Raw genomic sequence first — 10,995 nt, forward strand, 5'->3', positions numbered from 1 at the left:
TCAGTTACATTTCAACACCCCGGTAAATTTTACCGGGGTGTTTTTATTTGGTTTTGTGTGCTGTTATGGCGGGAAATTACAAACCCGTGCTGGGAAGGCGGAGAAGGTACAAGCTGTGTGAGTAGATAAAGAGGCCCGTTTGCCGTAAAGCTTTTTATAACGGCCGGAAGTTTCCGAATGGTAAGCGCTAAACAGTGTGCGGGGGTAATGTCCTAGGAAATTCTTAATGGGGAATATTGATAGCGGCTTAATTGTAAAAACGGCCGTATGGGGTACGCCATGCGGCCGTTGAGATTGGGCGGATTACCCGCTGTTTTTTATTCCCTTTCTTTGGTGGGGCGCTGCGCTAAACCCGTAATATGGGTTTTAAAACTGCGGCGCAGGTCTGCCAGGTCTTTGCGGTTGGTGGCAATAAAGCAGAAGCCAGCTTTGCCGTTTTTCACGCCGGAAGTAAGCACCACCCCGCCGCGGAATGTTACTCCCGCGTTTATTTTTTCCAGTTCATCAATTACTTTTTTAGTGGTCCAATCCGGGGAAAAGCGTATTTTGGTGTCCAAGTAAAAATGCAGTTCTTTTCGGTTTATACCATAGACGGTGGACGCCAGCCTTAAGCATAAGCCAAACCCGTTATAGCGGGAGTTGCACTCCAGCGCGCGCAGTTTCAGCTCTCCGTCTTTTTGGCGGATGGCCCAGTCAAAGTTAATTTGTCCGCGCACGCCTTTGCCATAGTAATAGCTGGCCAGCATGAGGGATTTTTCCCGTATTTCCTCCAGCAGTTTTTTGGGCAGGCGGGAAAAGGGGAAAGAACAGCCTTCCCACGCTTCTTTATGGATAATTTGGCTGTCTATGCCTACAAAAGATATTTCATCATCTTTTAATATGCATAAAGAACCCAGCGTTTTGTATATTTCTTTAAAACGCTCCAAATAAAAGTCAGACTCTTTGTGATACAGTTTAATAAGCGGCAGCAAATCGGCCAGTTTTCCTTTTACGTTGCCGTACCCCCCGGCGGAAAACGGGCGGCGCAGCAGGTATGTTTCCCGCGGGTCCAGCAAGGCCAAAACGCGCGGCATTTTATTCATGCCGGCTTCGTACACGGGGGCGATGGTGGTGATATTGAATTTTTTGCATAATTCTTTAAATACCAGTTTGTTGTTGGCCTCCTGTACGGCGATGGAGTTGTTAAGCAGGGTGTTTTCACACTGCCAGCTGAGGTGCGCAAATTCTTTGGTATACATCAGCGGGATGATGACATACCCTATGCTGCACAGCTTGCGCAGCTTGGAAATTAAGTGTTCATCGCGCGAAACGGCGGATATTAAGCTTTCGTCTTCTTTTTGCTCCCGGGGCATAAACATCCAGTTTTTATGCTCCAGCTTTTTAATGCGCGCCATGTAGTTTACAAAGGCTTTATCCGGCTCTGTTAAGGGGGATACTACGCAAAAATCCCCCGGTTTTAACAGCTGGATATATTTAAGGGAGTGGCTTTTTAATGCGTCCAGCGCTTTGCTTTTAAAGACAAAGTCGTCCAAGTTTAAAATCCAAACTTTATTAGGCATAGAATTTACCGTTGCACACCGGGCAGAAACTCTTTACGGAGACGATGTCGTCTTTATCGGAAGATTTTAACCCGCAAACCACAAAGTCAAACCCGTATTCTTTAAGCAAAGCGGCCACGCGCTTAATGCTTTCCAGTTTTACTTCGTGTTTTAAGGCGTAGTAGGTGGTTTCCGTTTGGTTGGGCAGAAGCTGCCTGTCATCATGCAGGTAATTTTCTTTTAATTTAGAAAAGAAGTCCTGTCCAAATTTTTCCACAATATTTTTGGCTATCGTGTAATCATACAGCAGGTAAGAAAACATGACGCGTTTTAACCCCGCTTCTTTGAGAGAAGCCAAAAACGGGCGCAATACTTCTTCGGTATCTTCCACGCCGGCAATCAGCGGGTCCATATGCACGGTAACCAGTGCGCCCGCCTGTTGGGCCTGGGCGGCGCGGCGGATGCGTTCCTCCCGTGGGGGGACGTTTGTTTCCATGCAAATAGCCGCTTGGGGTTTAATTGCCGCGCTGTAAGAAAATTTAGCCGGGTATTTGCGTATTAAATCCATAATGGCGTCGTTCGGCACGCCTTTGGTGGTAATAATGATGCGTTTGATTTGCGGATGAGTAGCCAGCAGGGTAAGTACGTCTAAAGAATAGCCGTCATCCACAAATTTTTTACAGAAAATATCCGTATAGCGGGAAAGCTTAATGGTGTGTATCTTTGGGTCCGCTTCTATTTCTTTTTTCATGGCGGCCAGCGCTTCTTGGCGCGGCATGCCTATTTGCGGGTCCGTAAATGGGCAATGCAAATCCGCCAGGCGGGTGGTTACATCGCTTCTGCCTTTGGCATAGCAATAAACGCAGTCATGCTGACATCCGGTAAACGGTTCTAAATAGTGGTAATTTCCATACCAGCAAGTACCTAAACAACCGGGTACAAAAAAGTGGGTTTTTAGGGGGGAGTTTGTGTTGTTTGTGTTCATACTTCTTATATTATATAAAATTACGACGGAGTATAGACGAGGATTTTAGCGGGGCAAGTCTATATCCAGCACGGGGTGGTTGTTTTGCCAGCCGGTTTTGTCAAAGTGCCACCATTCGGTGCGGGTGTAGGTGAATCCGGCGCGGGTCATAATTTTTTTAAGGGTTTCCCGGCGGGTTAAAATGTCTTTGGGCAGGTTATAAAAATCCATATGGGCGCGTTTGGTGAAGTTGTCAAACTCCGTTGGCATGGGAAGGGGGTTCCCGTCAAAATCGCACGGGGTTAGGTCCACCGCCATGCCCCGGTTATGGCGGGAGCCTTTTGCCGGCGGGGCCACATAGCTGGCGTTTGGTACGGCTTGCCACAGCTTTTTCTGGGCGGAAAGCGGGCGGTAACAATCCCACAAACAAAAAGTAAAAGGTTCTTTTTCTTGGGAGGCCAGTTCCACGGCTTTTAACAGCGCCTCTGCCGCGTCTTTGTGAAGGTAGCAGCGGGGGGAGTCGTAAATTTTTTTCTTGGTAAAATTATTCGTGGTGGCGTAGCGTATATCAAAAAACAAAGGCGCGGCTAGGGTTTCCACGTCCACTAGGCCGGCTTGCTCCAGTTTTTCTTCCAAAGCCGCTTGGGCGTTTAATCCGGCGCACGCCAAAGCGAAAATAAGGGTTAAAATCCACGCTTTTTTCATTATTTTTAGTATATAAAATTTTACGTTACGCCTAAAAACAGGTACAATACAATATATGGCTGAAAAACACTTTAAAAGCGGTTTTGCCGTACTGGCCGGCCTGCCCAACGCCGGTAAATCCACCCTGCTTAATAAATTGGCGGGGGGGCTTTTGTCCCCGGTTACCAGCAAGCCCCAAACCACGCGCCAAAATATTTTGGCTATCAGCGAGGAGGATAATTACCAGGTGGTATTTGTGGATACCCCCGGTTTTTTGCAGCCGCGCTATAAATTGCAGCAAACCATGGTAAACGCGGTGGACCGCGCCGTGGGGGAAGAAGCCGATTTGGTGGTATTTATGCTGGACGCCTCCGCCCCGTATGATTTAAACGCCGGGTTGGTGGAAAAATTAAAAAAAGTATTTTGCCCCATTTTTTTAGTTATTAACAAAACGGATTTAGTGCCGGACGACTCCCGCCTGAAAGAATTGGAGGACTCCGCCCGCAAAGATTTGCCCGTTTCTCGCGCGTTTTGCATATCCGCCGCACAAGGCAAAGGCGTGGATGAATTAAAACAAGCCGTTATTGAGGCTATGCCCGTCAGCCCGGCGTATTTCCCGCCCGGGCAGTGGACGGACCGCTGGGAGCGTTTTTACGCGGCGGAGTTTATACGGGAACAAATTTTTCTGCTGTATAAAAAAGAAATTCCTTACAGTACTTATGTAGAAGTGGAAAAATTTACCGAAGATTTGGGCGATAAAAACTATATCCGCGCCATTATTCACGTGGAGCGGGAAAGCCAAAAGCCCATTATTATCGGCAAAGGCGGCGCGGCGATTGCGCAGCTTCGCAAGAGTGCGCAAAAACGCATAGAGGAATTCTTAGGCCGCAAGTACCGCTTGGAACTGACCGTAACCGTTACGCCGGATTGGCGCAACAATACGCAAATGCTGGAGCGTTTTGGTTATATCGTAAAATAATTTTTCCTGACGCAAAAGCCCCGCCGCAAAACGGCGGGGTTTTTTGTTTCCAAAACGGGTGTTTTATTGGGGAATTCTTTCGGAGGCCCAAGTCCCTCCTTATCCTGCGCCGGGCGGCTTGCGGGCGAAATGTTCTATGTTGCTAAGTGTTTTCTGACGGGGGTTTTGTGTCGTGGCGTTTTAACGCATAAAAAACCCCGCTTGAAAGCGGGGTTTTTTGCGTTTGGAAAAACTTATTTCACGCGGCCGGCGGAACCGAATACGTTTTCGTTCTTTTCGGCGTACATTTTAATCAGTTCTTCGCGGGCCGGGCCCAAGTATTTGCGCGGGTCAAATTCGGCCGGTTTGGTGGCGAATACTTTGCGGATGGTGGCGGTCATTACCAAGCGGCCGTCGCTGTCCACATTGATTTTGCACACGGCGGATTTGGCGGCCTTGCGCAGTTGTTCTTCCGGAATACCGGCGGTGTCTTCCAATTTGCCGCCGTATTCGTTAATTTGTTTAACGGCCCATTGCGGTACGCTGGAAGAACCGTGTAGCACAATCGGGAAACCGGGCAAGCGTTTGGAAACTTCTTCCAAGATGTCAAAGCGCAGTTCGGGCAATTTTTCGCCGGGTTTTACTTTAAATTTATAAGCCCCGTGGGAAGTGCCGATGGAAATAGCCAAGGAGTCTACCCCCGTGCGTTTTACGAAATCTTCCACTTGGGCAGGGTCCGTATAGGTGTGGTGTTCGGCGGAAACTTCGTCTTCAATACCGGCCAAAACGCCCAATTCGCCTTCTACGGTTACATCATGCTGGTGGGCATAGTCCACCACTTTTTTGGTAAGGGCTACGTTTTCTTCATACGGCAGGTGGGAACCGTCAATCATTACGGAAGAGAAACCATTGTCAATGCAGTCTTTGCACAATTCAAAGGAATCGCCGTGGTCCAGGTGCAAGCAAAGAGGTACCGGTTTGCCGATTTCTTTCATCATTTCCACCGCGCCGCGGGCCATCCAGCGCAGCAAAGTGGCGTTGGCGTATTGGCGGGCGCCTTTGGAAACCTGCAAAATCACCGGGGAGCCGGTTTGCACGCAGGCGGTAACGATAGCCTGCAATTGTTCCATATTGTTAAAGTTATAAGCCGGAATGGCGTAACCGCCGGCCATAGCGTCTTTGAACATCTGTCTGGTGTTTACCAGACCGAGGTCTTTGTAAGAAACAGTCATTGAACAGCCTCCTAAAATAAATTCTGTCCCCATTATTTTACAATTTTTGTTCCGTCTTGTGGCAATGGAATAAGCGGGAAAACTACGGGGGTGGCCGTTAATCCCGTGAATTGCTTGCCAAAATGTGTTTTTGTGAGTATAATGTAAATACCTTTATTGCCGGATTTCAAGGATAAAAATGGATTTTTCTATTCTAAAAACACTTACTTCTTTGCCTGGTATTTCCGGGCGGGAAAGCGCCGTACGCCAATATGTGCAGCAGCAGGTTGCCCCATATGCAGACGACGTAAAAACAGACCCTTTAGGCAACCTGATTGTGTATAAAAAGGGTTCCTCTTCCAAAAATTTACTTTTGGCCGCCCATATGGACGAAGTGGGCCTGATGGTCCACTATGTGGGGGCGGACGGATTTTTGCGCTTTGTGGTGGTGGGCGGCATTGACCCGCGCACCCTGCTTGCCCAACGCGTTACCGTGCATACGGCCGGCGGGCCGTTGGCGGGGGTAATCGGCACGCGCCCCGCCCATGTAACCACCGAGGCGGACCGCGGCAAAGCCGTGCCCGTTAAAGACTTGTTTATAGATGTTGGCCTTAGCGGGGCGGAAGCCCAAACCCGCGTACAGCCGGGGGATTTTGTTACCCTTCGCCGGGAGTATGAGGAGTTTGGCTCCGGCTTTATTACCGCCAAATCGTTGGATAACCGCTCCGGCGTGTTTGTGTTGCTGGAATTTTTAAAAGAAATCAAAAACCCGTTTTATAATATTTACGCTGTGTTTACCGTGCAGGAGGAAGTGGGCCTGCGCGGCGCCGTAACGGCGGCCTATGGGGTGGAGGCGGATGTGGCCCTGGCGGTAGACACTACCGGCGCGGCGGATATACCCGGCACGTCCCCGCAGGATTATATTACGGCTTTGGGGCAGGGGGTGGGCGTTACCGCGTTGGACGCGCGCACCATCACCCATGAAGGACTTTTTGAAAGTTTAAAACGCCTGTGTTTGGAAAAGCAAATCCGCTACCAGGTTCGCATTGCGCCGCGCGGCGGCAATGACGCCGGCGCTATCCATTTGTCCAAAACGGGGGTGGCCTGCTGTGCGCTGTCCATTCCCACCCGCTATATCCATTCCAATACGGAAGTGCAGTTTAAAGAGGATATAGAACAAACGTTGGCTTTGGTTTTAGCCGTCGCCCAAACAGATTTGGCTTTATAGGAGATTTATGAAACCCTTTCCTTTGGCAAGCAAAAGAGCTGCTTATTATGAAGCAACCGATTATTTGCAGCAGTATCCGCTGGACGCCGCTTCCAAAGACGCCCTGGAATGCTTAGACACGGCCTACCGCGCTTTGGCGGCGGTTATGTTTAATTTTGTTCCTTCATCCGGTCATGTGGGGGGGAGTATTTCCAGCGGCCGGTTTGTAAGCCACCTTATATATAAGGAAATGGCGTATGACCTTGCCTCCCCCAACCGCCCGGAGGCGGACATTATTTCCTATGCGGCCGGGCACAAGGCGCTGGGCATGTATGCGTTGTGGGCTCTGCGTGATGAATGCGCCCGCATTGCCAAGCCGGAATTATTGCCTAAAGACGTTAAAAACCGCCTGCGCTTGGAAGATTTACTTGGCTTTCGCCACAATAAAGTACAGGGTACGCCGCTTTTTGTTAAATTTCAGGCAAAGCCTTTAGGCGGCCACCCGGAGCCGTCCGTCCCGTTTGTGCGTGTAACCACCGGGGCCAGCGGCGTGGGGGACGGTTCCTCCGTAGGGCTGGCTATTGCCGCGGCGGATGTATATGGTGAAAACGGCCCCGTTGTGCATATCATAGAGGGGGAGGGCGGCCTTACCGCAGGGCGCGTAAGCGAGGCGTTGGCCACCGCCGCCACGGCGCAGATTAAAAACGCGGTGTTTCATTTGGATTGGAACGAAGCTTCCATAGAAACCAACCAGGTAACCGCCGACGGTAAAACCCCGGGCGATTACGTCCAGTGGACCCCGTGTGAACTGTTTTATATTCACGATTTTAACGTTATTTTTGTGGCGGACGGTATGGACTTTGCCCAAATCCACGCCGCGCAGGAGCTGTTAAAAACTATTCCCAACCACCAGCCCACCGCCGTTGTATACCGCACGGTGAAAGGGTGGAAATACGGCCTGGAGGGGAAGGCGGCGCACGGGGCCGGGCATAAGTTTTGCTCGCCGGAGTTTTACGCGGCGTTGGCTGAGTTTGAAGAAAAATTTGGGGAAAAATTCCCCGCGTTTGAAGGGGATAATACGCCCGAAAATATTGAAAAACACTATTGGGCGTTTTTGGAAACTTTCCGCCGCGGGCTGGAAAAACACCCCCAACTGTGCGCTTTGCTGGCCAAGCAGCTGCAAGAACGCCAGTCCGCGCTGGAGAACGCCGGCAGAAAAGAGCGCCCCGGCGCGCCGGACGCGCAGGTGCTTTTTACCGGGCAAGACCCTGAAAACGCCCCCGCCGCGTTTACCTTTACCCCCGGCGATTCCCACACCACCCGCGGCGTACTGGGCGACGTGCTGGGCTATTTAAATAAAGAAAGCAACGGCGCGTTAATGACCGCCTCGGCCGATTTGTACGGCTCTACCAACGCGGGCAACGCGGCCAAGCCGTTTGCGAAGGGATTTTTTAATGCGGTTTCCAACCCGCTTTCACGCAGTTTGGCGGCGGGCGGAATTTGTGAGGACGGCATGTCCGCCGTGTGCAGCGGCATCAGCGCGTTTGGCAAACACGCGGGGGTGGCGTCTTCTTACGGGGCGTTTGTTGCGTTTGAGCACGTAGCCGCCCGGTTATACGCCATTGGCTGCCAGGCCTTAAAAGAAGCCGGGCAGAAAACAAACAGTTTAATACTTTTTAACGGGCACGCCAGCCTGCCTACGGGCGAGGACGGCCCCACCCATGCGGACCCGCAGTCTTTGCAGCTCTTGCAGGATAATTTCCCGCAGGGGGCGTGCATTACCGCCACCCCGCTGGAAGTGGACGAAATTTGGCCGCTGGTGACCAAATCTTTGTCTTTGCGGCCGGCGGTGTTTGCTCCGTTTGTGGTGCGCCCCAGCCAAAAACTGGCTGACCGCGCCGCCTTGGGGATGGACCCCGCCTGCGCCTGTTTAAAAGGGGTTTATTATTTGCACCGCGCCAAACGGCCGGACGCCGGGGCCGTGTTTGTACAGGGTGCGGGCATAGGCAAAGTGGTGACGGACGGCGTACTGCCCCGCCTGAAAGAAGAAAATTTGGACGTAAATATTTTGTATGTATCCAGCCGGGAGTTGTTTGAACTCCTGCCGGAAGAAGAACGGGAAGTATTGGTTCCCGCCCGCCTGCGCCGCGTAGGCATGGGGCTTACGGATTTTACCCTGCCCACCATGCACGCCTGGCTGCTGAGCGAAAAGGGCCGCCGCCATACCTTATATCCGTTTAAACACAGCGGATATTTGGGCAGCGCCGGCGCCGCCAATATTTATAAAGAAGCCGGCATGGACGCCGCAGGCGTAATTGCCGCTATAAAAGCGTACATGAACGACTTGGAGAGCTCCGCCTGGTAATACCGGCGGCAGAGGAGAACACAATGGCAGAAGAAAAACCTTATTTAACCGGAAGAACTTATCTTTTTAAACTCCCCAAAGGAAAAGATTTGCTGGAAACCCTGGCGGATTTTTGCCACGACAACCAGGTAAAATGCGGCATTGTCAGCGTGATAGGTTCGGTGGAGAACGCCACTTTGGGCTGGTATGACCAAACCAAAAAACGCTACGAAAAAACCATCATCAACGCGCAGATGGAATTATTAAGCCTGACGGGCAACATCAGCATTCAAGACAACCGTCCCCAGGTGCATGCCCACGCCATGCTGACGGGGAAAGATTACAACGTAATCGGCGGGCATTTATTCCCCGGCACTAAAATTTACGTGTGCGAGGCCTACATTCAGGAAATGGTGGGCGAACCGAAAGTGCGCCGTACGGATAAAGTAACAAAGCTTTCTCTGTGGGCGTAACAAGTTTGGAAAACTTGCTTAAAAATCCCGCGTGTCAAACGCGGGATTTTTTGTTGATGGGTAAAAAATGGAGTTTTTTGTTAGGATAAACTAAAACGGGTTTTACGACGGAGAAAAAGCATTTTGCGCCTTTTTAAAATAAAGTTTTTATTAAAGGGATAAATAGAATACCAGTTATGGGAAAGCTTGTCAAGCTTAAAAAAAAATAAAGTTGCAAACGGTATGGAAATTAATTTAAATGAAAGAGTAGGGTAGTTTAAAAAATACTTAAGGAGGATGTAGCTAAATGAAGAAACTACTGGGCTTGTTTTTAGCCTTGGCAATGTCTTTCCCGGCTGGGGCTGCCATTGTAGACAATGTAGAAGCTATCGGCCGTATTGATGTAATCGGTGCGGACGCTAATAGAGGAACTCTTCCGGCCTCTGCCGGTTCCCGTGTTGTGGCGGGCCTGTCTGCGGATTTGACGGAAGACGTCAAAGCCAATGTTCAGTTCTGGTATGCTACGGACTGGGATGGCTCTTTAGCTGGCGGCACCTTAAATGAATACCAAGATACAATTCGTTTGGCTGAAGCCAATGTGGTTTTGTCTAACCTGTTTGACTGCTTTGAGCTGACCCTCGGCCGCCAATTCTACGGCGACGAAGACAGCATGACCATGTACTTTGGCCCCAAGAGCGGCTATATGGCTGCTATTGCTGCCCAACCGCTTAGCTTGGAAGCTGCCAAACTGACCTATGCCGATGACTTTAAGAGCGTAACCTTATTGGCTGGTAAAACGACTGATGATTTGGCTTTGACCACCAAATACAACATTTACGGCGCTGATATCCGCTTAAACTTAACGGATACCATGAAAGCCCAAGTGTACGGCTATGCGTTGAAAGACGAAGACAATGCCCCTGAATATCAAGGTTTTTACGGCGCCAAATTGGCCTATATGCCGGAAGCTTTTGGCTTTAGCGTAGAAGCTGCCCGCGGCCATCAAGGCAACCGCTTGGTGAAAGAAGGCAAAGATACCCCGTATTTTGTGAAGTTAGATGCTTCCTTGAATATGGATGCGTTTACTCCTCGCGCGGCTTTCTTATATCAAAAAGGCATTGTGTCTGAATATGGTTCTTATGCGCCGGGTTTAGTGACCGGTAAATACTTAACCCCGCTTGGCAATACTTCTGATGTAATTGACAATGCCCGCATCTTTAACGTAGGTGTGGACTACAAATGGAACAAAATGGTCTTTGCCTTGGACGGCTTTGCCTTCCAAGACCGCACTGCCCAGGCTGCTGCTACCCTGGAAGCTGATTTGACCGCGACCTACCAGCATAACGAAAGCGTAGAACTGTTTGCCGGTATCGGTTACGCCAAATTGGGCGGCGACTTGAAAGACCAATTTGATGCCAAAGACGCTACCGTGTATCAACTTGGTACCACCATCCGCTTCTAATCTGTTTTAATACAGATAAAACCCCGCCCAAAAGGCGGGGTTTTTTATAACTACTGCTCACAATAAACCCCGGGCGTAAGCCCGAGGGATGGAGTGTGTATCCCCAAATCTTCATATTTAGTACCATCTCAATATGGAACTTACCAAATTAAGCCACTGCGTTTATCACTGCCGA

The 10,995-nt window shown here is 50.2% G+C and carries 9 protein-coding genes; 5 read left to right on the forward strand and 4 right to left on the reverse strand.

What is annotated here, in order from left to right; translation table 11 throughout:
• Nucleotides 1-317: 317 nt before the first annotated feature.
• Genes ACQY33_RS06780 through ACQY33_RS06790 form a run of 3 tightly spaced genes read right to left on the reverse strand, consistent with a single transcriptional unit; the run spans nt 318 to nt 3,207 of the window.
• Nucleotides 318-1,559, reverse strand: coding sequence for a hypothetical protein (locus tag ACQY33_RS06780; RefSeq protein ID WP_428075203.1), 1,242 nt, complete (start codon nt 1,557-1,559; stop codon nt 318-320).
• Nucleotides 1,552-2,523: a hypothetical protein gene (locus ACQY33_RS06785; RefSeq protein ID WP_428075205.1), complete on the reverse strand. Its 972-nt coding sequence runs from the start codon at nt 2,521-2,523 to the stop codon at nt 1,552-1,554. Before ACQY33_RS06785 ends, ACQY33_RS06780 begins: the two co-directional genes overlap by 8 nt.
• Before the next feature lie 45 nt (nt 2,524-2,568).
• Nucleotides 2,569-3,207 carry a M15 family metallopeptidase gene (locus ACQY33_RS06790; protein ID WP_428075207.1) on the reverse strand — a complete coding sequence of 213 codons (639 nt, stop codon included), beginning with the start codon at nt 3,205-3,207 and terminating at the stop codon, nt 2,569-2,571.
• A 55-nt stretch (nt 3,208-3,262) separates the two neighbouring features.
• On the opposite strand from ACQY33_RS06790, the gene era reads away from it, so the two are divergent.
• Nucleotides 3,263-4,165, forward strand: a complete 903-nt coding sequence (gene era, locus ACQY33_RS06795) for a GTPase Era (RefSeq protein WP_428075209.1) — start codon at nt 3,263-3,265, stop codon at nt 4,163-4,165.
• A 233-nt stretch (nt 4,166-4,398) separates the two neighbouring features.
• On the opposite strand, the gene ACQY33_RS06800 is transcribed toward era, so the two are convergent.
• Nucleotides 4,399-5,376 carry a class II fructose-bisphosphate aldolase gene (locus ACQY33_RS06800; protein ID WP_428075211.1) on the reverse strand — a complete coding sequence of 326 codons (978 nt, stop codon included), beginning with the start codon at nt 5,374-5,376 and terminating at the stop codon, nt 4,399-4,401.
• A gap of 178 nt (nt 5,377-5,554) precedes the next feature.
• Between ACQY33_RS06800 and ACQY33_RS06805 the strand changes: the two genes are divergently transcribed.
• The 4 genes from ACQY33_RS06805 (at nt 5,555) to ACQY33_RS06820 (ending at nt 10,820) form a co-directional block, all read left to right on the forward strand.
• Nucleotides 5,555-6,583 carry a M42 family metallopeptidase gene (locus ACQY33_RS06805; protein ID WP_428075213.1) on the forward strand — a complete coding sequence of 343 codons (1,029 nt, stop codon included), beginning with the start codon at nt 5,555-5,557 and terminating at the stop codon, nt 6,581-6,583.
• Nucleotides 6,584-6,590: 7 nt separating this feature from the next.
• The gene (locus ACQY33_RS06810) at nt 6,591-8,927 is read left to right on the forward strand and encodes a hypothetical protein (RefSeq protein WP_428075215.1); all 2,337 of its coding nucleotides are present in this window, start codon (nt 6,591-6,593) and stop codon (nt 8,925-8,927) included.
• A 23-nt stretch (nt 8,928-8,950) separates the two neighbouring features.
• The gene (locus tag ACQY33_RS06815; protein ID WP_428075217.1) at nt 8,951-9,379 is read left to right on the forward strand and encodes a PPC domain-containing DNA-binding protein; all 429 of its coding nucleotides are present in this window, start codon (nt 8,951-8,953) and stop codon (nt 9,377-9,379) included.
• Nucleotides 9,380-9,665: 286 nt separating this feature from the next.
• Entirely contained in the window at nt 9,666-10,820 is a 1,155-nt protein-coding gene (locus tag ACQY33_RS06820) for a hypothetical protein (RefSeq protein WP_428075219.1), read from the forward strand.
• Nucleotides 10,821-10,995: the final 175 nt, after the last annotated feature.

Source organism: Candidatus Avelusimicrobium aviculae, assembly GCF_949292495.1.
Classification (GTDB): domain Bacteria; phylum Elusimicrobiota; class Elusimicrobia; order Elusimicrobiales; family Elusimicrobiaceae; genus Avelusimicrobium; species Avelusimicrobium aviculae.